22 protein-coding genes and 1 pseudogene are annotated in these 25,238 nt (G+C 69.9%); 11 read left to right on the forward strand and 12 right to left on the reverse strand.

What is annotated here, in order from left to right; genetic code table 11:
- Window positions 1–56 precede the first annotated feature (56 nt).
- Window positions 57–335, reverse strand: a complete 279-nt coding sequence (locus tag HWV07_RS03550; RefSeq protein ID WP_178332977.1) for a UPF0058 family protein — start codon at window positions 333–335, stop codon at window positions 57–59.
- Between the two features lie 99 nt (window positions 336–434).
- Entirely contained in the window at window positions 435–647 is a 213-nt protein-coding gene (locus HWV07_RS03555; protein ID WP_178332978.1) for a ribbon-helix-helix domain-containing protein, read from the reverse strand.
- 179 nt (window positions 648–826) lie between these two features.
- Between HWV07_RS03555 and HWV07_RS03560 the strand changes: the two genes are divergently transcribed.
- The 3 genes from HWV07_RS03560 to HWV07_RS03570 all read left to right on the forward strand — a co-directional run bounded on the left by HWV07_RS03560 (window position 827) and on the right by HWV07_RS03570 (window position 4,569).
- Window positions 827–1,414: a sulfite oxidase-like oxidoreductase gene (locus tag HWV07_RS03560; RefSeq protein WP_178332979.1), complete on the forward strand. Its 588-nt coding sequence runs from the start codon at window positions 827–829 to the stop codon at window positions 1,412–1,414.
- A 105-nt stretch (window positions 1,415–1,519) separates the two neighbouring features.
- Window positions 1,520–2,281 carry a DUF7344 domain-containing protein gene (locus HWV07_RS03565; protein ID WP_178332980.1) on the forward strand — a complete coding sequence of 254 codons (762 nt, stop codon included), beginning with the start codon at window positions 1,520–1,522 and terminating at the stop codon, window positions 2,279–2,281.
- A gap of 134 nt (window positions 2,282–2,415) precedes the next feature.
- Complete coding sequence (locus tag HWV07_RS03570) at window positions 2,416–4,569, forward strand: DUF7527 domain-containing protein (RefSeq protein ID WP_178332981.1); 2,154 nt, start codon at window positions 2,416–2,418, stop codon at window positions 4,567–4,569.
- Window positions 4,570–4,611: 42 nt separating this feature from the next.
- On the opposite strand, the gene HWV07_RS03575 is transcribed toward HWV07_RS03570, so the two are convergent.
- The gene (locus HWV07_RS03575; RefSeq protein WP_178332982.1) at window positions 4,612–4,917 is read right to left on the reverse strand and encodes a hypothetical protein; all 306 of its coding nucleotides are present in this window, start codon (window positions 4,915–4,917) and stop codon (window positions 4,612–4,614) included.
- 337 nt (window positions 4,918–5,254) lie between these two features.
- Here HWV07_RS03575 and HWV07_RS03580 point away from each other — a divergent pair, with 337 nt between their 5' ends.
- Window positions 5,255–6,625 (forward strand): adenylosuccinate synthase, encoded by a 1,371-nt coding sequence (locus tag HWV07_RS03580; RefSeq protein ID WP_178332983.1) that lies wholly within the window; start codon window positions 5,255–5,257, stop codon window positions 6,623–6,625.
- Window positions 6,626–6,691: 66 nt separating this feature from the next.
- On the forward strand, window positions 6,692–8,287 hold the full coding sequence (locus HWV07_RS03585; RefSeq protein ID WP_178332984.1) for a methyl-accepting chemotaxis protein: 1,596 nt from the start codon (window positions 6,692–6,694) through the stop codon (window positions 8,285–8,287).
- A gap of 78 nt (window positions 8,288–8,365) precedes the next feature.
- Here the strand turns inward: HWV07_RS03585 and HWV07_RS03590 are convergent, their stop codons facing one another.
- The 6 genes from HWV07_RS03590 to HWV07_RS03615 all read right to left on the reverse strand — a co-directional run bounded on the left by HWV07_RS03590 (window position 8,366) and on the right by HWV07_RS03615 (window position 13,878).
- Window positions 8,366–9,949 (reverse strand): succinic semialdehyde dehydrogenase, encoded by a 1,584-nt coding sequence (locus HWV07_RS03590; protein WP_178332985.1) that lies wholly within the window; start codon window positions 9,947–9,949, stop codon window positions 8,366–8,368.
- A 125-nt stretch (window positions 9,950–10,074) separates the two neighbouring features.
- Window positions 10,075–11,031 (reverse strand): transcription initiation factor IIB, encoded by a 957-nt coding sequence (locus HWV07_RS03595; protein WP_178332986.1) that lies wholly within the window; start codon window positions 11,029–11,031, stop codon window positions 10,075–10,077.
- Between the two features lie 143 nt (window positions 11,032–11,174).
- Complete coding sequence (locus tag HWV07_RS03600; protein ID WP_178332987.1) at window positions 11,175–11,363, reverse strand: hypothetical protein; 189 nt, start codon at window positions 11,361–11,363, stop codon at window positions 11,175–11,177.
- 76 nt (window positions 11,364–11,439) lie between these two features.
- Window positions 11,440–11,703 (reverse strand): hypothetical protein, encoded by a 264-nt coding sequence (locus tag HWV07_RS03605; RefSeq protein WP_178332988.1) that lies wholly within the window; start codon window positions 11,701–11,703, stop codon window positions 11,440–11,442.
- A gap of 470 nt (window positions 11,704–12,173) precedes the next feature.
- Window positions 12,174–13,352: an alpha-hydroxy-acid oxidizing protein gene (locus HWV07_RS03610; protein WP_178332989.1), complete on the reverse strand. Its 1,179-nt coding sequence runs from the start codon at window positions 13,350–13,352 to the stop codon at window positions 12,174–12,176.
- A 76-nt stretch (window positions 13,353–13,428) separates the two neighbouring features.
- Entirely contained in the window at window positions 13,429–13,878 is a 450-nt protein-coding gene (locus HWV07_RS03615; protein WP_178332990.1) for a hypothetical protein, read from the reverse strand.
- 208 nt (window positions 13,879–14,086) lie between these two features.
- Between HWV07_RS03615 and HWV07_RS03620 the strand changes: the two genes are divergently transcribed.
- The 4 genes and pseudogenes from HWV07_RS03620 to HWV07_RS03635 all read left to right on the forward strand — a co-directional run bounded on the left by HWV07_RS03620 (window position 14,087) and on the right by HWV07_RS03635 (window position 18,787).
- Window positions 14,087–15,373 carry an MFS transporter gene (locus tag HWV07_RS03620; protein WP_178332991.1) on the forward strand — a complete coding sequence of 429 codons (1,287 nt, stop codon included), beginning with the start codon at window positions 14,087–14,089 and terminating at the stop codon, window positions 15,371–15,373.
- A 56-nt stretch (window positions 15,374–15,429) separates the two neighbouring features.
- The gene (locus HWV07_RS03625; protein WP_178332992.1) at window positions 15,430–16,311 is read left to right on the forward strand and encodes a 3-hydroxyacyl-CoA dehydrogenase family protein; all 882 of its coding nucleotides are present in this window, start codon (window positions 15,430–15,432) and stop codon (window positions 16,309–16,311) included.
- A pseudogene (locus HWV07_RS03630) lies at window positions 16,308–17,127 on the forward strand (enoyl-CoA hydratase/isomerase family protein). Before HWV07_RS03625 ends, HWV07_RS03630 begins: the two are co-directional and overlap by 4 nt.
- A 235-nt stretch (window positions 17,128–17,362) precedes the next feature.
- Window positions 17,363–18,787 (forward strand): MATE family efflux transporter, encoded by a 1,425-nt coding sequence (locus HWV07_RS03635; protein ID WP_178335977.1) that lies wholly within the window; start codon window positions 17,363–17,365, stop codon window positions 18,785–18,787.
- A 157-nt stretch (window positions 18,788–18,944) separates the two neighbouring features.
- Here the strand turns inward: HWV07_RS03635 and HWV07_RS03640 are convergent, their stop codons facing one another.
- Complete coding sequence (locus HWV07_RS03640) at window positions 18,945–20,720, reverse strand: receiver/sensor box histidine kinase (RefSeq protein WP_178332993.1); 1,776 nt, start codon at window positions 20,718–20,720, stop codon at window positions 18,945–18,947.
- A 169-nt stretch (window positions 20,721–20,889) separates the two neighbouring features.
- Here HWV07_RS03640 and HWV07_RS03645 point away from each other — a divergent pair, with 169 nt between their 5' ends.
- On the forward strand, window positions 20,890–21,726 hold the full coding sequence (locus HWV07_RS03645; protein ID WP_178332994.1) for an RNA ligase family protein: 837 nt from the start codon (window positions 20,890–20,892) through the stop codon (window positions 21,724–21,726).
- A gap of 34 nt (window positions 21,727–21,760) precedes the next feature.
- On the opposite strand, the gene HWV07_RS03650 is transcribed toward HWV07_RS03645, so the two are convergent.
- Entirely contained in the window at window positions 21,761–22,513 is a 753-nt protein-coding gene (locus HWV07_RS03650) for a TMEM165/GDT1 family protein (RefSeq protein WP_246279824.1), read from the reverse strand.
- Window positions 22,514–22,685: 172 nt separating this feature from the next.
- On the opposite strand from HWV07_RS03650, the gene HWV07_RS03655 reads away from it, so the two are divergent.
- On the forward strand, window positions 22,686–24,452 hold the full coding sequence (locus HWV07_RS03655; RefSeq protein WP_178332995.1) for an alpha/beta hydrolase family protein: 1,767 nt from the start codon (window positions 22,686–22,688) through the stop codon (window positions 24,450–24,452).
- Here the strand turns inward: HWV07_RS03655 and sfsA are convergent, their stop codons facing one another.
- Window positions 24,453–25,166 (reverse strand): DNA/RNA nuclease SfsA, encoded by a 714-nt coding sequence (gene sfsA / locus HWV07_RS03660; RefSeq protein ID WP_178332996.1) that lies wholly within the window; start codon window positions 25,164–25,166, stop codon window positions 24,453–24,455.
- Window positions 25,167–25,238: the final 72 nt, after the last annotated feature.

A 25,238-nucleotide genomic window follows, 5' to 3' on the forward strand; every position in this document is an offset into this window, starting at 1 on the left:
CATTTTAGGTTACGTGTTCGTCGCCGGCGGCCGGCGGCGCACAGAAGAGACCCGGTCTACAGCTTGGACTCGGCGTCCTCGGCGAGCTCCGCCATCCGCTTGCCGATGCGGCCGGCGTCGGAGAACTCGTCTTCGGCCATCACGTTCGCCAGGGCGTTGCCCAGCACGAAGACGGCGTGCTTGTGCTCGCTCTTCGACTTGTGGACGTCGTCGGGCGTCACGTCGAGTTCGTCGTAGGGGTCGAAGGCCGAGGCGTCGACGTCCTCCATCCCGCGGAAGTGCTCCATGATCGACACCATCTTCGCGTGTAGCTCCAGGAGTTCGTCTTTGTGCATGTTCTTGGGTGTTCTATCGGCAGGGACCGCTTAGTCTTTGCGCGGCAACGTACCACACACGCATCGCTACCGACGACTGATACTGCACGAAAGAGGGAGTCAGAAGACGTACTCGTCGTCGTGACCCATCATCCCGTCCTCTTCGAGTCCCGGTTCCTCGTCCTCCATCGGACCGCTTGTCTTGTAGGCACGGAGCCCCGTCGACAGCAGTTCCTCAATGGCCTCTTCCCGGTTGACGAACTCACCCTTCTCGACGAGCTGGGCGACCTGCATCTCCAGGTGCTCCGGGATCGTTAGTTGTACCTTCGGCATCGGAACGTATTGAAGTTCGGGGATGGGGTATTTAATCCTGACGGGGGATTTTCGCGCGCGGCGAACACGAGCACGCGGCTTCGAAAGTATATTTGGGGAACCGTTCACCCCGCTTAAGAGGGTGCCGAAACGCAATCCGGAGCGACAGGCCTACCAGTCCGTCCCGGCTACGATGGGGCATGAAGGACGTCACGGACCTCCACGCCGAGTTCGACGGGGAGCGCCTCCCCCCTGGACAGCGCGAGACGAGCCGCTTTCCCGTCCTCTCGAAGGGCGGGACGCCGTCGGTCCCGAACGACTGGTCCTTCGAGGTCTGGGGCGCCGTCGACGAGGAACTCTCCCTCCCGTTCGAGGAGTTCAAGGCGCTCCCGAGCGAGACCCAGCGGCAGGACTTCCACTGCGTCACCGGCTGGTCGCGCTTCGACTGCGAGTTCCGCGGCGTCACCTTCCCGACGCTCGCCGATCGGGCGGGCGTCCGCGACGACGCCGTCCACGTCATGTTCCACGCCCACGACGGCTACACCACGAACCTCACCCTGGAGGACTGCATGCGCGAGGAGGTGCTGTTCACCTGGGAACTCGACGGCGAACCGCTCCCGGCGGACCACGGTGGCCCGCTCCGCGTCGTCACGCCCCACCGGTACGCCTACAAGGGCGCGAAGTGGGTCTCGGGCGTCGAGTTCCTCACCGAACCCGAACGGGGCTACTGGGAGAAACGGGGCTACTCGAACACCGCGAACCCCTGGAACGAGGAACGATACTCGTAGCCCGAGCAACCGCAGGTAACGGCACTTCCGGTTCCGGGACCCGAACTGGGGTCCTAAACATTTAGGAGGGCCCCTCATCCTGTCGCTTCTCCAACGGGTGTCACGATGAACGAGTCGCGCACGCGCCGGAGCGAGTCGACGACGGATCGGGTACTCGGCTGTCTCGCCCACGAGACCCGGCGGGAGACCGTCGCCGTACTTCGGGACCGGACGACCGCCGTCTCCGTGGAGGAACTGGCCGCCGTCGTCGTCGCCCGCCGCGACGAGCGCCCGGTCGCCGACGTCCCGGAGGCCGACCGAACCTCGGTCGCCGTGCAACTTTCCCACGCCCACCTCCCGGCCCTCGCCGACGCCGACCTCGTCGACTGGACGCCCGGCGAGGAAACCGTCGCCCTCACGGACCACCCGGCGCTCGACGACGAGCAGTTGGCCGAACTGCTCTCCGCCGACGCAGCTATCGACGACTGGGACGCCCTCATCCGCAGCCTGGCCGACGCCCGCCGCCGGCATCTCGTCTCCACCCTCGAGAACGCCGAGGGGACGGTAGAGAGGCGCGCGCTCGCGCGTCGCGTCGCCGCACGCGAGGCTGACGAAGCCCGCTCGGCGGTCTCCGAACCGACCGTCGACACCGTCGAGACGTCGCTCTACCACGTCCACCTCCCCGCGCTCCGCAGATGCGGCCTGGTCGAAACCGACGGCGAGACGGTGACGTACGACGGCCACTCCGAATTCGATGCATCGTGGGTCTCCATCGACCTGGCCTCGCCGGGAGAGATGGCTACCCCCGGCGCCGCCGAATCGGGGACACGCGACGAGAGCGGGACCGTCGAGCGCCCGCAGACGACGTTCGACGAGGCCGGCGACTAGAATCACGCCGGGTCACGGGGCGTCGAGCGGGCGACGGAACCGGGACGCTCCGTAGCGGCCGCGTCGAGCGCGCCTGCGACTCACGAAAGACGTTGGGCGGTAGCTATATGCCGCTCCTGTGGCTTCCCGCCTGTATGGACGCCCACACCCTGATGGAAGACTGGGAGGTGTCCCCCTTCGACGGCGGCTTCGATGGACTCCGCGACCTCGCGTCGCGGCGGTTCAGCGGCGCCGTCGAGGCGGGTGGCTCCTGGCTCTTCCTCCGCGACGGCGAACCGCTGGCCGCCGTCGACGACCTCGAGGTCGACCCCCGCCCGGGCGACGTCGCCGCGTTCGAGGGCGCCAGCGGACGCATCCACGAGGCCACCCACCCCGCGACGGCCGCGCTCGCGGCGATGCTGGCCCTCGGCGGAGAGGTCAGGGGGCAGTACTTCACCGAAGATACCCCGCTCTCGACGGTCCACGACACGCTCTCCGAGGGCGGCTTCACCGGCTACGTCGAACTCTCCGAGAACGTCCTCAGCGGCGACTACTACGTCGTCTACGAGGAGGGCGACGAGGACTACCTCGGCGTGCTCGGGTCGAGCCAGCGGCTCATCACCGACGACGAGGCGCAGTCGAAGGCCGAAGGCGAGGTCGGCATCTACAGCGTCGTCGCCGTCTCCCTCCCCGATATCGAACTCCCGGAACCGGAGTCGGCACCCGCGGACGACGCCGGCGAGACGGTCGCCGCGGGGCCGTCCGATGCCGCGGACGAACCGGCCGAGTCGTCCGGTCTGGAGGACCCGCTGGACCAGTCCGAGAGCGAATCCGAACCCGAGCCCATGCCGGCTGCGGACGACGGTGCCGCCGCAGTGACCGAGCCGGACGTCGAGACAGCGGCGACCGTCGAACCGGAAGCCGACGCCGACGAGACGGCGGAATCCAAACCGGAATCTCCCGGAGAGACCGCCGCTCCGATTCCCGAGGAGCCCGAGCAGGAGCAGGAGACGCAAGCAGAGACCGCGGTCGAGCCCGAATCGGAGCCGGCCACGACTCCCGAACGAGCCCCGGAGCCCGAACCCGAACCCGAATCGGAGCCGGAGGCTCGTTCCGGGCCGACTCCCGAGCCGGACGACGACGAATCGGAAGAACGGCTCGAGTACCCCGATGTCGAGACCAATGGCGAGTCATCCGCCGCCGGGACCGGAAGCAGTGGCTCCAGCGAACCCGAGCTAGCGGGAGTCACCACCCGGTCCGTCCCATCGCTCGACCCCGAGCGGACGGGCCGTGCGGTGTCGAACAGCCCCGATGGCTCGATGGAAGAACCCACCGCACAGCCGACGAAGAGCCAGGAAACCACCCCTCGACCCGAGTCCGCGAGCGGAACGCAGAGCGACCCCGAGCCGGTCGACGAGGACCGCCTCGAGGAGGTCCGCGAGGAGACCCGCCGGGAGGTCAGCCGGGAGTACGAGAACCGGATCGAGGAGCTCCAGTCGGAACTCCAGTCGGTCCGCGAGGAGCGCGACAACCTGCGACAGCGGGTCTCGAACCTCGAGTCGGCCGCCTCGGACGGAACCGCCAGCGACGGGCCGATGCTGTCGCCGGCCGAGGCGCTGGCCGGGACGAGCCTCTTCGTCCGCGAGGGCACGCGCGGCGAGGCCACCCTCGAGGACGCCCACGCCGGCCGGACGGACCGCGAGACGCTCGCGAACAACCTCCGCATCGAGTACCACACCCAGTTCGACGACGCTGACGCGACCGTCGACGGCGAACCCTTCGAGTCGTGGCTCCGGTCGTCGGCGCCCCACGAGTTCGTCGAGTGGCTCATCGAGGACCTGCTGTTCGAGATCCAATCGACGGGCTCCGGGGCCGGCCTCCGGCACCTCTACGACGCCCTCCCCGAGATCGACCGCATCGGCTTCGACGACACCGTGACCGTCGGCGACGGCGAGGAGGGTCGGGAGGTCACCTTCGACGTGGTCGCGCGCAACCGGATGGGCGAACCGCTCGTCGTCGCGGACATCGACGAGAGCCGGGACCCGACACGGGCGGACTCGATCCGGCCGCTCATCGGCGACACCGAGGACGTCTGCATGGACCACGAGACGCTCGCGGCGGCGTTCTCCGTGACCTCGAGCTTCTTCGAGCCGGACGCCCTCGACGCGGCCCGGGAGGCGACCAGCGGGAGCCTGCTCGGCCGCGACAAGTACCGCAGCTTCGTGAAGCTGGCCCGGAAGAACGGCTTCCACCTCTGTCTGGTCGAGTCCCGCGAGGAGTCGTTCCACCTCTCGGTCCCGGAGCTGTAGCCGGGGCTCGCGACCGTCGGGAAGACGAGAAGAAGAGAGCGGTTACCCTTCGATCTCGGGGACGTCGTCGATCTTCATCCCTTCGAGCTTGTCGATGATGTCGTCGACCTTCGAGTCCAGGTCGTCGACGAACTCGACGGTGTCCTCGGTCGTGATGGCACCCTGGCTCGACGGCTCGATGAGGTTCTCCTCCTCGAGGACTCGCAGGGAGTACCGCACCTTGTGGTGCGGGTAGCCAGTCTCGTTCGACATCTTCACGATACCGATCGGCTCGTTCTCGATGACCATCCGCAAAACCTGCAGATGGCGCTCCAGCATGTCCACTTCTTTCTCAAGCCGGTCTATCATGGCATTTGTTAACTTGTGTTTGGAGGTTTTAAAGGTTGCTGTCCGTTCGACGGCCGAGGGGGTTCGGCCGGTTCCGTACGTAGGTAATGGTTGTGAGACGCTTATAGTCCTTGTGAACCCGGCACACGTGCGAAAGGTTCAGGGGAGACGACGCCGGACGTACGCCCGGATGACGGCCGGTTCGTTCGACGGACGGGCGACTCCCCGCCGACGTGCGGGACTTCTCGTCAGCCCTTTCGAGCCCGCCTTCGGTGCCCGTTTCACCCGCTGGAACGGTCGGTCGACGCCCCCTTTCATACCGTAATCGGTTTACCACGTTGGGCGGAACTCCCGTCCGATGACCGTAACCATCGTCGGTTCGCAACTCGGCGACGAGGGGAAGGGCGGCATCGTCGACGTCTTCGGCGATCCCGTCGACGTGGTCGCCCGCTACCAGGGCGGCGACAACGCCGGCCACACCGTCGTCCACGAGGGCGACGAGTACAAGCTCTCCCTGGTCCCCTCCGGCGCCGTCCGCGGGAAGATCGGCGTCCTCGGCAACGGCTGCGTCGTCAATCCCGCGACCCTCTTCGAGGAACTCGACGGCCTGCGCGAGCGCGGCCTCGACCCCGACGTCCGCGTCGCCGAGCGCGCCCACGCCATCCTCCCGTACCACCGCGTCCTCGACGGCATCGAGGAGGACGTCAAGTCCGACGAAGACCTCGCGGCGGGCACCACCGGCCGCGGCATCGGCCCGACCTACGAGGACAAAGCGGGCCGCCGCGGCGTCCGGATCGGCGACCTCCTCGACCCCGAGGTCCTCCGGGACCGCCTCGAGTACGTCGTCCCCCAGAAGCGCGCGCTCCTCGAGGACGTCTACGGCATCGACGTCTCCGACCTCGACGACCCCGACGCCTTCGACGTCGACGCTCTCTTCGAACGGTACCGGACCTTCGGCGAGCGCCTCGCCGAGGAGGACATGACCGTCAACTGCGGGGAGTTCCTCGCCGGCCGTCTCGACGACGGCGAGGAGGTCATGTTCGAGGGCGCCCAGGGCACCTCCATCGACATCGACCACGGTATCTACCCCTACGTCACCTCCTCGAACCCGACCGCGGGCGGCGCGGCGGTCGGCACCGGCGTCAGCCCGGGCGTCGTCGGCCAGGGCGAGGTGATCGGCATCGTCAAGGCCTACCTCTCCCGCGTCGGCACCGGCCCGCTCCCGACCGAACTCGGCTCCGTCGACGGCCAGACACCGCCCGACGGCGGCCGGCCCGAGGAGGCCGACCTCGCCGAGTATATCCGCGACGAGGGCGGCGAGTACGGGACCGTGACCGGCCGGCCCCGCCGGGTCGGGTGGCTCGACGTGCCGATGCTGCGGCACGCCGCCCGCGCCAACGGCTTCACCGGCCTCGCGGTCAACCACCTCGACGTGCTGGCCGGCCTCGACGAGGTGAAGGTCGGCCACGCCTACGAACTCGACGGCGAGGAGCTGCTGACCATGCCCCCGACGACCGAGAAGTGGGGCGACTGCGAGGCGGTGTTCCGCAGCTTCGACGGCTGGCCGGACGTCGACTGGGCCGCCGTCGCCGACGAGGGCTACGACGCCATCCCGGAGAACGCGCGCGCCTACCTGGAGTACCTCGAGGACGAACTCGACGCCCCCGTCTACGCGGTCGGCGTCGGGCCCGGCCGCGAGGAGACCATCGTCGTCGAATCTCCCTTCTGAGGCCGCCCGCGTTTCGGGCCTCGAAGCGCTGCGCGGTTTTTAGGACGATTGTGGCGGTTGTCCGGTATGCTTCGAACAGTACGGCGAGTCCTGAACGCCGCGGTCGGCCGCGGGGATCGACGCGTCACCGACGGCGGCACCGAGCGGGCGGCCGTCGGGGGCGGACCCGACGTCCGTCCCGACGCGGGGCCGGACCTCGAGGCGGGGCGGGACGATGAGCTCGTCGACGACCGGATGGAGCGCTTCCTCGACGGCCTCGCACAGCCGACGTTCGTCCTCGACGCCGACGGCCGCGTCGTCGCCTGGAACGCGGCCATCGAGGAGCTGACCGGCGCGTCGGCCGAGGAGGCGGTCGGCCACGAGCACGCCAGCGAGATGTTCTACCCCGACGGCCGGCGGGCGAAGACCCTCGCCGACAAGGTACTCGAGAACCCCGAGTCGGCCCACGAGATCCACGACGTCGACCTCGAGGAGCCGGCGCTGAACCGCGTCGCCGACACCAGCACGATGGTCGACCAGTACGGCGACGAGAAGCACATCTACTTCGCGGCGACCCCGCAGTACGAGGACGGCGAACTCGTCGGCGTCATCGAGACGGTCGTCGACCGGACCGAGGAGGTGAGCCGCCGGGTCGCCATCGAGCGGCTCGTCGACGAGCTGTCGACCACCCTGGGAGCCGTGCGGAGCGGCGACCTCGCGGCGCGCGCGTCGCTCGACGACGCCCACCGGGCGGCCCTCGCGACCGAGGACGTCGACCTCGCCATCGTCGAGGAGTTCAACGCCTTCGTCGGCGAGTTCGAGGACCTCAGCGGGCGCGTCGAGGAGAAGGTCGACCAGCTGCAGGGGACCGTCGAGAAGGTGGTCGCCAGCGCCCAGGACATCGCGACCCACGTCGACGAGCAGAACGACATGCTCGGCGAGACGGTCGGCGAGATGCAGTCGTTCTCCGCGCGGATGGAGGAGGTCGCCGCCACCGCCAAGGAGGTCGACCAGGCCGCCTCGCAGGCCAGAGAGGTCGCCGACTCCGGGGTGGCGACCAGCCAGGACGCCCGGGAGGCCACCGACGAGGTCACCCAGATCGGCGACGAACTCGTCGAGAGCATGACCGCCCTCGACGACCGGATGGACGACATCGAGCAGGTCGTTGAGGTCATCTCCGACGTCGCCGAGCAGACGAACCTGCTGGCGCTGAACGCCAACATCGAGGCCGCGCGGGCCGGCTCCGACGGGGACGGGTTCACCGTCGTCGCCGAGGAGGTCAAGACGCTCGCCGACGAGACCCGCCAGCACACCGAGGACATCACCGACAACATCGCCGAGCTCCGCGCCCAGACGGAGCAGACGGTCGACGCCGCCGTCGACTCCAGCGAGCGCATCGAGAACGCCAGCGACCAGATCGACGACCTCCTCCTGGCCTTCGAGGAGATCGCCGAGGCGGTCGAGGAGGCCGCCGACGGCATCGCCGAGGTCTCCCGGGCCAACGACGAGCAGGCCTCCGCCGTCGAGGAGGTCACCGCGACCCTGGAGAACGCCCGCGACCGCGCCGAGCGCGCCGAGGAGGCGACCGAGGCGGTCGTCGCGGCGGCCGACGAGCAGGACGAGGTGCTGAACGACCTCGTCTCGCACGTCCGGGCGCTCCGCGACGGGATGAAGACCGACTGACGCGGCTGCGGTCCCTGGTTTTTCTCTTCGCGCGCCGATTCCCGTAATTCGTCCGCGAGAAACCGTCCCGGCGGCTGCTTACCGCATGCCGGGGATGTGCCGCTGGATCTTCAGCGTCTTGTTCATCAGCTTCGCGTACAGCCAGTGGGGGACCCCCGGCGGGTTCGTCATGCCGAGGTGCTTCTGGACCGAGACGGTCTGTGACTCGGTGTACTTCATGATGCCCTCGTCGCCGTGGCGGCGGCCGATGCCGGAGTTCTTCATCCCGCCCATCGGCGCGTCGAGGGAGGCCCACGCGGCGGCGTAGCCCTCGTTGACGTTGACGGTCCCGGTCTCGATCTGCGTGGCCATCTCGCGGCCGCGCTCGTGGTCCTCCGTCCAGATGGAGGCGTTGAGACCGTAGTCGGAGTCGTTGGCCCGCTCGATCACGTCGTCCTCGTCGCTCCACTCGTAGACGGCGACGACGGGACCGAACGTCTCGTTCGCACAGAGTGTCATCGACTCGTCGACGTCCGTCAGGACGGTCGGCTCGTAGAAGTACGGCCCGAGGTCGGGCCGGGCGGTGCCGCCGGTGAGGACCGTCGCGCCCTGGGCCTTCGCCTCCTCGACGTGGTCGGTCACCTTCTCGAGTTGCTCCTCGGAGATGAGGCTCCCGACGTCCACGTCGTGGTCGTAGCCGGCGCCGACGTGGAGGCCCTCGATGGCGTCGACGAACGCCTCGACGAACTGGCCGTAGACGTCCTCGTGGACGTAGAGCCGCTCGATGGAGATGCAGAGCTGCCCCGCGTTGGTGAAGCACCCGCGGATGAGCCCCTCGACGGCGCGGTCGACGTCGGCGTCGTCGCAGACGATACCCGGGTTCTTGCCGCCCAGTTCCATCGAGCACTTCGTGAGGTGCTCGCCGGCCTGGCTGGCGACGATGCGGCCGGTCTCGGTGGAGCCGGTGAAGCAGACGAAGTCCGACTCGGCGACGAGCGGCTCCCCGATGACCTTCCCGTGACCCGTCACGACGCGGAACACGTCGCGCGGCAACCCGGCCTCACGGAGCAGCTCGATGGCCTTCAGCGCGGTGTAGGAGGTCTGCTCGGCCGGCTTGATGACGACGCTGTTGCCCGCGAGCAGCGCCGGGATAGCGTCGGAGACGGCCAGCGACAGGGGATAGTTCCACGGCGTGATCATGCCGACGACGCCGACGGGGTGGTGGTGGACCTCGGTCTCGGTCAGCCCCGGCAGCGCGCCCTCCCGTTCCTCGCTCTCGAGGTAGTCCTCGGCGCGGTAGGCGTAGTGCCGCGCGGTCATCGCGACGTCGAGGACCTCCTCGTAGGCGTGGCGACGCGCCTTCCCGCTCTCCAGCTGGACGATGTCGAGCAGCTCCTCGCAGTTCTCGATGACGAGGTCGTGGTAGCGCTTGAACACCTCGGCGCGCTCGGCGACGCTCCGGCGCTCCCAGGCCTCCTGGCCCTGCCGGGCGCGCTCGAAGGCGACCTCGACGTCGTCGGGACCGCAGGCCGGGAGGTCGCCGATCTTGGTGCCCCGGAACGGCGCCTCGACGTCGAAGCGCTCCTCGGGGGCGCCGGCGGTCGTCACGCCTGACTCCAGGCCGGCGAGCAGTTCGGCCTCCACCTCCAGTTCGGCCTCCGCAGCGGACTCTGATACTGTCATGTCCCCCCTTAGTGACTACCCGGTGATAATCGTACGGGAATGAGTAACAACGACACGGCAGTTTCGCTGGCGGCCCCGCCGCTAGGCGGCGTGGCGGCGAAGAAACGAGGTGGGTTACGGACCGATCAGTGGATGCCGAGCGCTTCGATCTGCTCCTGGTAGCGGTTGCGGATGGTGACCTCGGTCACCTGCGCGACCTCGGCGACTTCGCGCTGGGTCTTCTTCTCGTTGCAGAGCAGCGACGCGGCGTAGATGGCGGCCGCGGCGTAGCCGGTCGGCGATTTCCCGGAGAGCATGCCCTTCTCGGCGGTGACCTCGATGATCTCGCGGGTCTTCTGCTCGACCTCCTCGCTGAGGCCGAGTTCGGAGCAGAACCGCGGGACGTACTGGACGGGGTCGACCGGCTCGAGGCCGAGCGACAGCTCCTGGGCGATGTAGCGGTAGGTGCGGCCGATCTCCTTCTGCTCGACGCGGGCGACCTCGGCGACCTCGTCGAGGCTGCGCGGGATGCCCTCCTGTCGGCAGGCGGCGTACAGCGCGGCGGTGGCGACGCCCTCGATGGAGCGCCCGCGGATGAGGTCCTCGTCGAGCGCGCGGCGGTAGATGACCGAGGCGACCTCACGCACCGAGCGCGGCACGCCCAGCGCGGAGGACATCCGGTCGATCTCGCTCAGCGCGAACTGGAGGTTGCGCTCGCCGGCGTCCTTCGTTCGGATCCGCTCCTGCCACTTCCGGAGCCGGTGCATCTGCGAACGCTTCTCCGAGGAGATGGAGCGACCGTAGGCGTCCTTGTCCTTCCAGTCGATCTGGGTCGTCAGCCCCTTGTCGTGCATCGTCTGCGTGGTCGGCGCCCCCACGCGGGACTTGGACTGCCGCTCCGAGTGGTTGAACGCACGCCACTCCGGCCCGCGGTCGATGTTCTCCTCCTCGATGACGAGCCCACAGTCCTCGCAGACGAGCTCACCCCCGCCGTCGGCGCTTCTGACGAGTGAGTCCGATTCGCACTCCGGACAGCCGGTTTCCTGCTCGTTCTCCGTCTCGTCCTCGCTGGTGCGCTCTCGCTGACGGGTGGGCCCTGGCATTATGCTTATATGGTTTGCCTACTCAACATATAAATGCTTTGCACCCCTGGCTTCTTGCCCCATCTTTTCCGGTAAAAGCAACTTCTTCCGGACCCGTCTAATCAAAAACTGGCCGTTCGGGGCCGTCCAGCCGAGGGATTCGGTCACCGGAGCGCTCGCGCGGCGACGACGCAGACGCCGGCCGTGAACAGGCCAGAGACGACCAACATCGGCGAAGTCGCCAGGAGGACGAGCGTCGCGAAGGCGACGCAACTGCCGACGGTGGCGGCGCCGGGCGGCGAGCGTTCGTCCGGGCGATACCGGTCGGAGGGTCGAAGGTCAGGGGGTCGCATGGAATCACGGGGCAGAGCCCCAGGGTCCCGTCAGGGGTCGAACCCGAACTGCCCCGGCTGGCACGGGACCGGTCGATCACTCGACGTCGACCTGGAGGACGCCGAATCCGTCGCCCAGGCGGACGGCGGGGTCGGTCACCGCCTCGTCGAAGGCGACGGTGGCGCGGGCTTCGACGTAGAGGTCCAGCGCGTCGGGCCGGACGCCTTCCAGATCGTGGACGTCGACGCGCGCGACGCCGTCGACGCTCGAGACGACGTCGCGGACGCCGCCCTCGACGTCGCCGGCCGCGCCGCGCGGGACGCGGACTGACAGCTTCGCTCGACAGGTCTCCGCGAGCATACGCCCCCGGCGGGAGTCGAACCCGCCTCGCGCGACCGCGAGACCGGCGGCTATCGGGGGTCAGACGTCACTGGTCGGCGGTTCGCGCCGCGCGGCGCCCGGCCGGGGACGGCGACGGCCGGACGTGGGACTCGCTACCTGGCTGGTCGGCGACGTAGAAGGCGGGTCGCACCCGCGGAGCCGACGTTCTCAGTGGTCGGGGTCGGGAGAACGTCGTCGCGCCGCCGAACCGGGTCAGCTCGTCACGCGGCGCGGATTGCGGATGCGAGCGGAGCGTAGGCCACCCCGTTCGCCCCCGCCACGTGCCACTGAACGCCGGCGGCGTACGTCGGGGAGCGAATGGTGGTGGTCATGGTGTCCTCCGCGTCATTCTTTCGTGCAGTCGGGAGGGTATTAATTATTGTGCGGTATTGGTACGCACTAGCACCCGTTTGGCGGGCGTACAGAGTCGTACACCGACGGACAGGAGTCTACAGTTCGTCGGCGCGGACCACGGCCTCGCGGTCGACGTCCTCCACGTCGTCGTAGCCGATCAGCCCGAGCGTCAGGTCGAGGTCGGCCAGGAAGTTCTTGACGACCTCCTCGACGCCGTCCTCACCGTCGATGGCCAGCCCGTAGGCGTACGGCCGGCCGAACTGGACCGCGTCGGCGCCGAGCGCGAGCGCGACGAGCGCGTCGGCGCCGCGGCGGATGCCCGAGTCGAAGAGCACCGGGACGTCCGCGTCGAGCGCCGAGACGACGTGCGGCAGCGCCTCGAGCGCGGGGACGGCGTTGTCGACCTGCCGACCGCCGTGGTTCGAGACGACGACGCCGTCGGCGCCGCGCGCGACGCACTCTCGGGCGTCGTCGGGGTGGAGGACCCCCTTGACGACGACCGGGAGGTCGGCGAACTCGCAGAGCCACTCCAGGTCGTCGAAGGTCAGCGACGGGTCGCCGAAGACGTCGATGAACGTCCGGATCGCCGCGAGTTCGCTGTCCTCGGGCGGCGCGTCGAGCAGGTCGCGGAACGCCGGGTCCGAGAAGTAGTTGGCGACTCCCTCGCCGTCGAGGAACGGGAGGTAGGCGTCGCCGATGTCCCGCTCGCGCCACCCGAGGATGTTGTTGTCGAGCGTGACGACCAGCGCCTCGTACCCGGCCTCGTCGGCCCGGGTGACGAAGCTCTTCGTGAGGTCGTCGTCCGACGGCCAGTAGAGCTGGAACCACCCCGGCGTGTCGCCGAGCTCCTCGGCGATGTCCTCCATCGTGTGGGAGGCCGCCGAGGAGGCCACCAGCGGGACGTCCAGGCTGTCGGCGGCCCGCGCCGTCCCGAGTTCGCCGTCGTCGTGGATGATCGACTGGACGCCGATGGGCGCCAGCAGGACCGGCACGGAGAACTCGGTGCCGAACAGCTCCGTCGAGAGGTCCCGTTCCGAGAAGTCCCGGAGCATCCGCGGCCAGAGCCGCCACTTCGCGAAGGCGTCGCGGTTGTGGCCGACGGTCCGCTCGCCGCCGGCGCCGCCGGCGACGTAGCCGTAGGCCTCGTCGTCCAGCACCTCGAGGGCGGCCTCCTCGAGCGCCTCGAACGAGGGCGGGACGTCCGGCGTGATGTCCGCCAGCCCCTCCATGTAGACCTCCACCTGCCTGTCGGAACCGCGGTTGGATCCGCTCATGCGCCGACCGTGGGACGGCCGTGGTATATAGTTTCACTCGAACGGCGTCGATATCCCCGGTGGCGGTCGCCGGCGGTCAGCCGACGACGGACAGGCCGACCGCCAGCGCCGAGAAGACGAACGCGCTCCACAGCGTCGCGACGAACCCGACTTTCAGCGACAGCGAGACGTAGGTCTGCCGGCGGAACCACTCGCCGATGGTCTCGGCCGGCTCAACCGGGGCGCCGCTGAACCGGTCCGGGCCGTACCCCGGACGAGCGGCGTCCGGCGGCAGGTCGTCCGTCGGGGATTCCCCGCCGACTTTGCCCGCTCCGCCGTCCTCGTCCGCCGCGGCCTCCCCGGGTCGGTAACTGGTCCGGCCCATGTCGGCGGTCACGTCGCGCGACCCAGGCGGGGTCCAGTCGTCGTCGAACGTCGGGGCGCACCGGTGGTAGCCCCGGCCGTGGTGGGTCGCACAGAGGTTCGACCCACAGCGTCCGCAGGTGTAGATGAGTTCGTCGCCGCAACCGCAGACGGCGCACTCCATGGCAGTCGACATCGTCCCAGGAATGATATAGGGGGTCGGCCGGCTCACTCGCTGAGTCGACCCCCTCGGCTATGTCTCGCTCGAACCATCGGCGGACTCTCGTCCGAGAGCCTGCCGTCGGTCGGTTCCCCGACCGGTCTGGCCGCCATCAGAACGTTATTGCGGCGGGGTGGCGAACCGCCGGCAACGCGCGGTTCGCGCGCTCCAGATGGAACGAACGTACTCGAACGCGGAGGTCCGGACGGTCGCCCTGGCGATCATCGCCGGCGTCTTCTTCGGCGGGGTGGCCACCGGCGTCGCGTTCCCGACGCTGCCGCTGCTCGACGAGGCGCTGGCCATCAGCGCCGTGATGCTGAGCCTCATCCTCTCGGCGAACCGCATCGCCCGACTGGTGATGAACACGCCGGCCGGCAGCGTCATCGACCGCGTCGGCGCCCGCAAGCCGATGATCTTCGGACTGTTCACGCAGGCGCTGGCGCCGTTCGGGTACGTCCTCGGGCTGCACACGCCGCCGATACCGCTCGGGCCCGTCCCGCTGCTCGGTGAGGTGTCCCTGCCGGGCATCGTCTTCGTGCTCTCGCGGGGGTTCTGGGGGGTCGGCAGCGCATTCGTGTTCATCGGGGCGTTCGCGACGATCACCCACGTCACGACGACGGACAACCGGGGACAGTGGATCGGCTACATGCGCGGCGGCCAGTCGCTCGGCTTCCCCACGGGGCTCATCCTCGGCGGCGTCCTCACCGACCTCGCCGACATGCAGACGGCGTTCCTCGTCGCGGGCGTCCTGGCGCTCGCCGCCGGGACCATCGCCGCGTTCGTCCTGCCGGAGGTCCGTGAGGCCGACGGCGACGCCCGCACCGCGAAGCTCCGGGAGGTCCCCGGCATGATAGCGCAACGGCCGTGGATCCTCCCCATCGGCTTCGGCAACTTCACCCTGCGGTTCCTCTGGGGCGGCGTCATCCTCACGACGCTGGTCCGCTACGCGGCGGTCAACGAGATGCAGCTCTCGGCGCTCAGCGCCGCCGGCATCAGCGGCGTCGTCATGGGCGTCGGCGTCGTCGTCTCCGGCGCGACGACGGTCGCCAGCGGCTGGCTGTCCGACCGCGTCCGCTCCCGCGCTATCCTCACCGTCCCGGCGTTCGTCTCCTTCGCCGCCGGCTTCGCCGTCATCGCCTACGTCCCGACCATCGAGGCGCTGTTCGGCAGCCTGGTCCTGATGGGCTTAGGGATGGGCGGGGCCGCGCCCGCGCTGCTGGCCATCCTGGGGGACATCACGCCTGGCGAGGAGCTCGGGCGCATGGGAGGCGTCTACAACGTCTTCGGGGACGTCGGGCTCAGCCTCGGACCGCTGATCGCCATCCCGGCCGTCGAGCTCTGGCTCGGCTACGAGCTCACATACGTCCTCTCGGGGCTGCTCGTCCTGGCGTGCCTGCTCGTCGTCTCGGCGCCGCTGCTGCGCCGCGACGTGGCGACGCCATCCCCCGCGGCAGACTGACAACTCCGCTCGCGAGAACGGAAGTTTATCGTCGCCCGCCCGCGCTACATCCACACATGCAGGTGACTGTCATCGGAGCCGGGAGTATGGGCCACGGCATCGCGCAGGTGTCGGCGATGGCCGGCCACGAGGTGCGGCTCAACGACGTCGACGAGGAGCGCGTCCAGTCGGGTCTCGACGGCATCGAGTCGAACCTGGAGGGCGGCGTCGAGCGCGGGAAGGTCTCGGAGTCGGAGCGCGACGAGGCCCTCGAACGCATCACCGGCGACGCGGACCTCGAGGCCGCGGTCTCCGACGCCGACCTCGTCGTCGAGGCGGTCCCGGAGGACATGGACCTCAAGAAGGGGATCTTCACCGACGTCGAGGCGGCCGCCCCGGGCGACGCCATCCTCGGGTCGAACACCTCGTCGCTGTCGGTGACCGAACTGGCCAGCGCCCTGGAGTCGCCGGAGCGGGCCGTCGGTCTCCACTTCTTCAACCCGCCGCACATCATGGACCTCGTCGAGATCGTCGTCGCCGAGCAGACGAGCGAGGCCGTCGAGGTCGCCGCCGTCGAGTACGTCGAGGGGCTCGGCAAGGAGGCGGTCGTCGTCCGGGACAGCGCCGGGTTCGCCTCCTCGCGGCTCGGCGTCGCGCTCGGCCTGGAAGCGATCCGGATGGTCGAGTCCGGCGTCGCGAGCGTCGAGGACATCGACACCGCGATGGAGGAGGGGTACAGCCACCCGATGGGCCCCCTCGAACTCACCGACCTCGTGGGCCTGGACGTCCGCCTGGACATCGCCGAGTACCTCCGCGAGGAACTGGGCGAGCGGTTCCGGCCGCCGCAGCTCCTGAAGAAGAAGGTCCGGGCCGGCAAGCTCGGCAAGAAGTCCGGCGAGGGCTTCTACGTCTGGGAGGACGGTGAAGCGGTCGGCGTCAGCGGGGAGGTGGACCGATGAGCGACTCCTTCGCTGACGTCGGTTCGAACTTCGAGTTCGTCAGGACCGACGTGGACGCCGACGCGAAGGTCGGCACGATCACCATCGAGCGGCCGGACGCCCGCAACGCGCTGAACGCGACGGTCCGCGAGGAGCTGCAGGCGGCCGTCGACGCCGCGGAGGCAGACGACGACGTCCGCGTGCTCGTCCTCACCGGCAGCGAGGAGGGCGGCGCCTTCATCGCCGGCGCGGACATCACGGAGTTCCGCGAGCGCGACCACGTCGAGCAGCGGGAGATCAGCCAGCGGCCCCGCGTCTACGAGGCCTTCGCCGACGCCGACCTGCCGGTGATCGCCGCGATCAACGGCCACTGCCTCGGCGGCGGCTGCGAGGTCGCCCAGGCCTGCGACGTCCGGATCGCCAAGGACGGCGCGAAGCTCGGCCAGCCCGAGATCAACCTCGGGATCATCCCGGGCGGCGGCGGCACCCAGCGGCTCCCCGACCTCGTCGGCGAGGGCCAGGCGCTGAAGCTCATCCTCTCCGGCGAGCTGATCGACGCCGACGAGGCGAAGGAGATCGGCCTCGTCGAGGAGGTCCACGACGAGGGCGACTTCGAGGACCGCGTCTACGAGCTGGCGGGCACAATCGCCGAGAAGAGCCCGCTGGCGCTGCGGCACGCCAAGGAGGCTGTCCGCGCCGGCTCGCGGATGGGCCGCAATGAGGGACTGGACTACGAGATCGAGCTGTTCAGCTCGCTGTTCGGCACCCACGACATGCAGGAGGGCGTCGATCGACGCGTTCTTCGAGGACCGCGACCCCGAGTTCGAGGGGAACTAGCGAGACTCCTAGCAGAGTAGGGGGTTTCGAGTAGGCGAACGAGTAGCTGATCGTCCCGTGGGCAGGCGGAGCGAGGGTCGGGGCGAACCGCGGGAATCGGACAGCAAGCGTCGTCGTTCCCCCGCCAGCACCGAGTGGCCGCCCCGGCTGACCGGGAGACCACAGAACGCGGGTTTCATTCGCCCCGGCCGAGTAGCAGGGGCCCGTGTCGGGGACCGAGCGCAAGCGGGTCGACATGACGAGCGGGCCGATCGTCCCGAAGCTGGCCGAGTTAGCCTGGCCGCTCGTCCTCGGGAACCTGCTGCAGACGGTCTACAACCTCGCGGACATGTTCTGGGTGGGGCGGGTGAGTCCCGACGCCGTCGCGGCGGTCTCGCTGATGTTCCCGCTGACCTACCTGTTCATCTCGACGGCGCTGGGGCTCTCGGCGGCGACGATCGCGCTCGTCTCCCAGTACGTCGGCGCCGGCGACGACCGCCGCGCCGACCGGGTCGTGGCCCAGACGATCCTGCTGACGCTCGTCGTCTCGACGGCGCTGGCGGCCCTCGGGCTGTGGTTCCGCCGGGAGATGCTGGCGCTCATCGGCGCCGAGGGCGCGGTGTTCGACGCGTCGCTGGCGTACATCGAGGTCATCTTCCTCGCGCTGCCGCTGACGTTCCTGTTCCTGGGGTTCCGCGCGTCGCTGCAGGGCGCGGGTGACACGAAGACTGCGATGTGGCTGATGCTGCTGTCGGCGGGGCTCAACGTCGTCGTCGACCCGTTCTTCATCCTCGGGTGGGGGCCGTTCCCGGCGATGGGGACGCGCGGTGCCGCGTGGGCGACGTTCCTCTCGCGGGCCTTCGCCACCGCCGCCGGCGTCGCCGTCCTGCTGCACGGCGGCTTCGGCGTCAAGCTCCGCGTCCGCGACCTGCGGCCGGACGTCGAACTCCTCCGGAAGCTCGTCGGCGTCGGCTACCCGGCGGCCATCGACGGCTGGGCGCGGAGCTTCGCGGCGGTGGTGATGGCGGCGTTCGTCACGCCGTTCGGGACCGCCGCCATCGCGGCCTACGGCATCGGCGTCCGGCTGATGTCGGTCACCTGGACGGTCGCCGGCGCGGTCGGGCAGGCCACCTCCACCGGCGTCGGCCAGAACCTCGGCGCCGGGACGCCGGACCGCGCGAAGTCGGTGACGTGGGTCGCGACCGCCGGGACGATGGTCGTCCTCTTCGCGGTGGGCGCGCTCTGCGTCGCGGTCCCGGAGCCCGTCATCGGCGTCTTCGTCGAGGACCCCGGCGTGATCGCCGAGGGGCAGGTCTTCCTGCGCTACATCGCGCCGTTCTGGGCGTTCTTCGGCGGGACGATGGTGATACAGGGCGCGTTCCGCGGCGCCGGCCAGACGAAGGTCGCGATGGCGCTGTCGTTCCTCTCGCGGTGGGTGTTCCGCGTCCCGGTCGCCGTCGCGCTCGCCTTCACCACGGTCACGGTCCCCCTGGTCGGCGTCACGGTCGACGTCGGCCCGTCCATCGGCGTCCAGGGGATCTGGGCGGCGTTCTCGTTCGGCGCGTTCGCGTCGTTCCTCGTCGCCGTCTTCTGGTTCCGGCTGGGCCGCTGGACCGAGGGCGTCATTGAGGGCGACCGGCCAGAGACGGAACTGGAGGAGATCGAGTCGGTCGACGACTGACCCCTGTCCCGGATGCCGATTCTCGGGGGATGGTCGTCGGCTACCCGGCTACCGCTACCGTATCCACCGGTACGACCGGCGCGGAGTCGGTCCGCTCGCGGATGAAGCTCCTCCACGACCACGAGCGAGCGCCGCCGCGACGGGCGAGGAGTGACAATCAGGTACGGACGACGAACCGGGCGCCGCCGGCGTCGCTCTCCTCGACGTCGACGGCCCAGCCGTGGCCCTCCGCAATCCGCTCGACGATTGCCAGCCCGAAGCCGGTCCCCTCGTCGCTGGTCGTGTGACCGACGTCGAAGATGGAGTCGTGTCGCTCCGGGGGGACGCCGGGGCCGTCGTCGGCGACGTAGAACCCGCTGCCGTCCTCGAGCGGGCCGACGCGGACGGTGACGTCGGAGCCGCCGTGTTCGACCGCGTTGGCGAAGAGGTTCTCGAGCAGGCGGTGGACGTGCTCGGGGTCGGCCTCGAACCGGAGTTCGCCGTCGACGGCGAGGGTGGCGCCGCCGGTCTCGACGAGCGACCACGACCGCTCGGCCGACCGCTCGAGGGAGACCGGCTCCAGCTCGCCGACCTGGTCGCCCTCGGACGCCAGCCAGAGCACGTCGGTGATGATCTCGTCCATGTGGTCGAGGGACTCCCGGACGCGCTCGAGGTCGTCGTCTTCGCCGATGCGGTTCTCGAGGAGGTCGAGGAAGCCCATCGCGACCGACAGGGGGTTCTGGAGGTCGTGGGAGACGATGCCGGCGAACTCGTCGAGCCGCTCGTTCTGTCGCTCCAGGTCGCGGTAGTTCTCGACGCTCTCGAGGACGGCCTCGAGGTTCGCGGTGAACACCCGCCCGATGGCGAGGTCCGTGTCGTCGAAGGCGTCCGGTTCCGGGCTGGTGAGCCGAGCGACGCCGTAGTCGCCGGCCGACAGGAGGAGTTCGCTGCCGGTCTGCCCGTCCGGTTCTTCGATCGGTCGGGTCTCGGCAGCTTCGACGGCTTCGACCGGGCAGTCGCACGCCTCCAGGGACGCGGCCTCGCCCTCGGCATCGGGGCCGCTACGCGCCGCGGGGACGAGTTCGCCCTCGTCGTCGTGGCAGCAGATGCAGACGGTCTCGGCGTCGAAGAGCGCGGCGAGCTGGTCGCAGGCCCGCTCGGCGACCCCGCCGGTCGTGTCGTCCTCGAGCCACGCCCGGGTCGCGTCGTGGAGCGTCTCGAGTCGCTCCTCGCGCCTGATCCGGTCGGTGATGTCGGCGTTGACGGCGACGAAGCGTTCGATCCGGCCGTCGACGACGATGGGGGCGATGGTCTGGTTGACGACGTAGCGGGAGCCGTCCGCGCGGTGGTTGACGAGCTCGCTCTGCCAGACGTCGCCGGCGAGGATCGTCTCCCAGAGGTTCTCGTAGAACGCCGGGCCGTGCTCGCCGGACTTGAGGATGCGCGGCGTCCGACCAATGGCCTGCTCGGCCGTGTAGCCGGTCGTCGCCTCGAAGGCCGGGTTGACATACAGGATCGTGCCGTCGGTGTCAGTGATGTAGATGGAGTGACCGGCCTGCTCGACGGCGTGCTTGAAGCTCCGCAGCTGGACGTCGCCGCCGGTCTCCCGGTCCGCGAGGATCTCCGCGACGCGGGCGGCCACTTGCTCGAAGCGGTCCTCGGCGGTCGACGGGACGTACTCGACGCCGTCCGTCCGCAGTGCCCGGACGGCAAGTGCCTCGCTACCCGACTCGGGCGCCAGGACGAATGGGATCGCCGGCGCGGTCTCCCGCAGCGCGTCGACGACCGCCACGCCCTCCCCGTCGGGCAGGGTCGCGTCGCTGACGACGCAGTCGAACGCGTCCGCCGCCAGCGCCGAGCGGGCGCCCTCGATGGAGGAACGGCCGACGACCTCGACGTCCGACTCGTCGGCGAGTGCGGCGTCGACGCTGGCGACGAAGGGCTCACGGCCCACACAGCAGACGCTCTGACCCACGATGGAGGGTCCTTGCAGCTGACGGGTATAAAAAGAGTCGACTCGATGGTGTCGGCGGCCGATACGTGTCGTCGCACTGTCACCGACGCGTGTTCCGCCGATCGGTTCGACCCCGGGACTCTTGGGAGCGGGCGGCGTCCACCCGCTCGTGAAGCGGTACCCGTCGGTCCCGCACGCGGAGGACTCACCGGCGCTGTTCGACGGCGGCCACCTCTGGGTGCAGGAGCTGCTCGACGGCGCGCACCTCCGGTTTCGGATGGAGCCCTCCGGCGCACTCCGGTTCGGCGACCGAGAGCGGGTGTTCAGAGACGGCGGCGTCCCGCTGGCCTACGACCACGCCGTCCGGCACGTCCGCGAGTCGCTCGACCGAGCGGCGCTCCGGGCGGCCGTCGACGACGTCGGGTCGGTCGTCTTCTTCGCCGAGGCGATGCACAGACAGGCGGTCGCCTACGACTGGCACCGGACGCCGTCGGTGCTCGGCGTCGACGTCTGGGACGAGGACAGCGGGCGGTTCCTGCCGCCCGACGCGGTCGAGCAGATCTTCGAGCGGCTCGGACTGGAGCCGGTCAACACCTTCGAGAAGGAGGTCAGGGCGGCCGACTTCCAGCCCGAGTCCGCGACCTTCCCGCAGTCGGCGTGGCGGGAAGGCCCCGCGGCCGGACTGTTCCTGCGGAACAAGACCGGCGGGCGGGCGAGGCTCCCGAATCCAGCCGTCGAACTGGACGCGGACCCGGAGCCGCTGACCGGGGAGGCCGAGGTGCTGGCTGCTCGCTACGCCGACGACGAGCGGCTCCGGCGGGTAGCCGAGACGGTGGACTCCCGAGAGGGCGCGGTCACCTTCGAGTCGCTGTTCGACAGAGCGTTCGAGTCGATCCTCCGGGAGACGCACGCGCGACTCGACCACGGACAGACGACACTCGACGTCGGCGAGTTCCGTTCGGCCGTGGCTGCTCGGTGTCGGGCGTGGCTGGCCGAGCAAGAGTGAGATCTTCGATGGTGAGGGTCGACTCGGGGTCGCGCTAAAGCGGGAGGACCGAGACGCCGAGGGCGTAGCTCGCGGCGATGTCGGCGGCGAACAGCAGGAAGGTCGCGGCCGCGGCGTAGTGGACCCACGCGCGGTTCAGCAGCCGCGCCGTGCGGTGGAAGACCAAGGCGACGAGCAGGCTCACCGGGACGATGGCGAGCATCTCGCCCACCCAGATGGCCGGGTGGGCGCCGTACTGCACCGCCAGCCCGATGGTCACGAGCTGGGTCTTGTCGCCGAACTCGGCGACCCCCATCGCCGAGAGCGCCGCGGCGTACCCGCCGTCGTAATCGCCGGACGCACCGAGTTCGGCCGTCTCCTCGTCGACGCCAGCGCCGTCCGTCGTCCGACTGGCCACGGGGGACTCCCCGGGTTCGCCGGCCTGTCGTTGACCGCCGTCGCCCATCTCGCCCTCACCGGACTCGCGGTCGGTGCCGTCGTCGGGGCCGAGGATCGATCCGTCGTCGCCGCGGTACTGCGAGTACAGGATCATCGCGGCGAAGGCGACGAAGAGGGTCGCGGTCAGCGCGTCGAGGTAGACCGTGGCGACGGCGTCCGTCAGCGCCTCGCCGACGAGTATCTCGACGGCGGTCCAGGCGCCGAAGGCCGTCGCGGCGCCGGCGACGACGCGATACGGGTCGTACCGCGTCGCGAGGGCCGCGATGACGAGCTGGCCCTTCTCACCGGGCAGCGCCAGCAGCTGGAGGAGGAACGCGGTCCCGAGGACCTCGACCCACGGTGCCATCATGTCGAACAACTCCGGGCCGACGGATGAAATCGTCGGGTCGTCCCGAGCGGCGCGGCGGCTTAAAGAGGCCCGGATGTACGGTGCAAGGGCTAACCCGGTCCCGGGTCATCGTATGCGTGACTATGACAGACGATCGGCGAGCGGACGGGCGTTCCTGCGACGGTGAGCGACGATGACCGACCGGTTGACGCGCCGCCGGATGCTGGCGCTGTCGTCGGTCGCCGCGGGCGGCGCCGTCCTCGGCAGCGGCCCGATCGCGGCCCAGGCGAGCCACGAGAGCTACGACGAGACGATCGAGAGCCATGACGGCACCGACATCGCGACGACGGTCTACCGGCCGGCCGGCGCCTCGGCCGACGAGCCGGTGCCGATGATCCTGCACTCCCACGGGTGGTCGGGGTCGCGGACGTCCGGCGAGGGATCGTTCCAGCGCGAACTCGACCGCGGGTTCGGCGTCCTGAGCTTCGACCAGCGCGGCCACGGCGAGTCGGGCGGGCAGGCGCACGTCCAGAACCCCGAGCTCGAGGGCCGGGACGTGATCGCGGTGCTGGACTACGTCGAGGCCCTCGAGTGGGTCGCCCGGGACGTCGGTCGCTCGGGGTCGACGTCTGATGGAGCGGCGAGCGACCCGACCGTGTTCGCGATCGGTGGCAGCTACGGCGGCGCCTACCAGTTCGTCGGCGCGCTCACCGAGATCGCTCGGCGGGGCTCGACCCGTTTCGACGCGCTGGCCCCCCAGATCACCTGGCACGACCTAAGCCAGTCGCTGGCGCCGCAAGGCGTCGTTCGCACGGCGTGGATCGCGGCCCTCTACGCGCTGGGCGCGGGAAACGTCCCCGAGCACATCCACCGCGGGTTCGTCTACGGACTCACGACCGGGCAGTGGCCGAACGGCGACACGCCGGGGGAGCCGGACCTCGATAATCGGTTCGCCCGGAACGGCCCGAGCGGGTTCGTCGACGACGGCGTCCACCTCGACGTCCCGGTGCTCATGGGCCAGGGGATCAGCGACAACCTGTTCAACCTCAACCAGGCCTGGCGGAACTTCGAGGAGACCCTGACCGACGAGGCCCGCGAGCGGAGCGCCGTCGTCGGCTACAACGGCGGTCACGCGCTGCCGAACCTCCTGCCGGCGGGTGGAACGTGGAACTTCCAGGACGCCTGTACGTCGGGTGGGTCGGACGGAATCGCCGGCGGCGACGTCATCTCGAGTGCCGGCTTCGAGGAACTCCGGCTGCGGTTCTTCGAGTCGGTCTGCGACGGCGAGGGCGACGCGAGGGACATCGTCGGGTCGCCGTACTCGTTGACGACCGCCGACGGCGAGCGGTGCCTGCAACTCGACGTGCTCGACGACCGGACGTCGCTCGCGGCCGGCGTCGACCTCAGCGTGCGGAACGACGGAGCCGGCAACCTCGAGCTCCAGCGGGCGGACGGCGTCGACGACTCGGCGGTGGCGAACCCCGACGAGTTCCCCGCGGCGTTCGATCCCGACGCCGTCGCCGAGGCGTTCGAGGGCACAGGATTCGAGAGCGACGTCGAGGGCGGGACCGCGGGGACGACCACGGGCGTCGGCGCGCCGGTCCATCTCGAACTCGCCGCGGGGCCGCTGACGGTCGGCGGCGTGCCGGAGCTGTCGGCCGCGGTGACGTCCGTCGGCGTCGACCAGCGGGTGTTCTTCGCGCTGTCGGTCGGGGAGACGCCGGCGACGGCGCGGGTCGTCCAGAACAACATGCTGCCGCTCCGGGAGCCGGAACCGGTCGTCGGCGCCGACCGAACCGTGGAGCTGCCGGGCGTGGCCGTCGACGTCGCCGAGGGCGAGACGCTGTACCTCACGCTCTCGGCGATCTCGGACATGTCGTTCGCCCACGGGTCGATTCGGACGCCCGGAGCCGTTTTGCTGGAGGACTTGACGGTGGACGTCCCGCTGGTCGACGAGTGATCAGACGAACTCGACGGGGACGTCGGGGTCGTGCAGGTTGACCGCCGGCGGGTCGAACCGCGTCGAGACGGCGCCGACCTCGACGCCGGCCTCAGCGGCAGTCCCGAGCAGGTCCGCGAACTCCGGGTCCACCTCGCGGAACGGGTGGAGTCGGTCGGCGTCCGGCCGCTGGATCACGAAGACGACGTGGCACTCGGTGACGTCGCGGGCGAGGTCGGTCAGGCTGCGGAGGTGCCGGCGGCCGCGCTCGGTCGGCCGGTCGGGGAACTTCGAGACGCCGTCGACGACGTAGGTGTTGGACTTCACCTCGACGTAGGCGTCGCCGTCCGGGCCATCGAGCAGGAAGTCGGACCGGCCCGCGTCGGGCAGCGCCGGTTCGGCGCGGACGACGTCGTACCCGTCGAACTGCGGGAGGCGACCGCCGGCGACGCAGGCCTCGAAGACCGCGTTCGGCAGCGTCGAGTCCAGCGTGACCCACGTGCCGTCGACGTCGACCGCGATGGCGTCGAAGTCGGTCTTGCGGTCGGCGTCGTCCACTCGCCGGAGGAGCATCTCGCGGCCGGGCCGGAGGACTGTCTCCAGCCCGCCGGAGTTCCGGAGGTAGACCGGGCGATTCTCGCCGTCGACGGACGCCGCGAGGCTGAACCGGTTGCGACGCTCCCGGAACGTGCCGGACTCCAGCGGCTCGTCGTAGGTCACCAGCGGCTCGGGCATCGTCACCCTGCGGTACCGGGCGGCCCGACATAGGCGCGTCGGCACGCGGCGAGTGTCGGCACGCAGCGGACG

Origin of the sequence: Natronomonas salina (assembly GCF_013391105.1) — an archaeon.
Lineage (GTDB): Archaea > Halobacteriota > Halobacteria > Halobacteriales > Haloarculaceae > Natronomonas > Natronomonas salina.

Coding starts and splice junctions, on each gene's coding strand:
- HWV07_RS03550 (WP_178332977.1), bottom strand. CDS start 335: ATGCACAAAGACGAACTCCTGGAGCTACACGCGAAGATGGTGTCGATC.
- HWV07_RS03555 (WP_178332978.1), bottom strand. CDS start 647: ATGCCGAAGGTACAACTAACGATCCCGGAGCACCTGGAGATGCAGGTC.
- HWV07_RS03560 (WP_178332979.1), top strand. CDS start 827: ATGAAGGACGTCACGGACCTCCACGCCGAGTTCGACGGGGAGCGCCTC.
- HWV07_RS03565 (WP_178332980.1), top strand. CDS start 1,520: ATGAACGAGTCGCGCACGCGCCGGAGCGAGTCGACGACGGATCGGGTA.
- HWV07_RS03570 (WP_178332981.1), top strand. CDS start 2,416: ATGGACGCCCACACCCTGATGGAAGACTGGGAGGTGTCCCCCTTCGAC.
- HWV07_RS03575 (WP_178332982.1), bottom strand. CDS start 4,917: ATGATAGACCGGCTTGAGAAAGAAGTGGACATGCTGGAGCGCCATCTG.
- HWV07_RS03580 (WP_178332983.1), top strand. CDS start 5,255: ATGACCGTAACCATCGTCGGTTCGCAACTCGGCGACGAGGGGAAGGGC.
- HWV07_RS03585 (WP_178332984.1), top strand. CDS start 6,692: ATGCTTCGAACAGTACGGCGAGTCCTGAACGCCGCGGTCGGCCGCGGG.
- HWV07_RS03590 (WP_178332985.1), bottom strand. CDS start 9,949: ATGACAGTATCAGAGTCCGCTGCGGAGGCCGAACTGGAGGTGGAGGCC.
- HWV07_RS03595 (WP_178332986.1), bottom strand. CDS start 11,031: ATGCCAGGGCCCACCCGTCAGCGAGAGCGCACCAGCGAGGACGAGACG.
- HWV07_RS03600 (WP_178332987.1), bottom strand. CDS start 11,363: ATGCGACCCCCTGACCTTCGACCCTCCGACCGGTATCGCCCGGACGAA.
- HWV07_RS03605 (WP_178332988.1), bottom strand. CDS start 11,703: ATGCTCGCGGAGACCTGTCGAGCGAAGCTGTCAGTCCGCGTCCCGCGC.
- HWV07_RS03610 (WP_178332989.1), bottom strand. CDS start 13,352: ATGAGCGGATCCAACCGCGGTTCCGACAGGCAGGTGGAGGTCTACATG.
- HWV07_RS03615 (WP_178332990.1), bottom strand. CDS start 13,878: ATGGAGTGCGCCGTCTGCGGTTGCGGCGACGAACTCATCTACACCTGC.
- HWV07_RS03620 (WP_178332991.1), top strand. CDS start 14,087: ATGGAACGAACGTACTCGAACGCGGAGGTCCGGACGGTCGCCCTGGCG.
- HWV07_RS03625 (WP_178332992.1), top strand. CDS start 15,430: ATGCAGGTGACTGTCATCGGAGCCGGGAGTATGGGCCACGGCATCGCG.
- HWV07_RS03635 (WP_178335977.1), top strand. CDS start 17,363: ATGACGAGCGGGCCGATCGTCCCGAAGCTGGCCGAGTTAGCCTGGCCG.
- HWV07_RS03650 (WP_246279824.1), bottom strand. CDS start 22,513: ATGATGGCACCGTGGGTCGAGGTCCTCGGGACCGCGTTCCTCCTCCAG.
- HWV07_RS03655 (WP_178332995.1), top strand. CDS start 22,686: ATGACCGACCGGTTGACGCGCCGCCGGATGCTGGCGCTGTCGTCGGTC.
- sfsA (WP_178332996.1), bottom strand. CDS start 25,166: ATGCCCGAGCCGCTGGTGACCTACGACGAGCCGCTGGAGTCCGGCACG.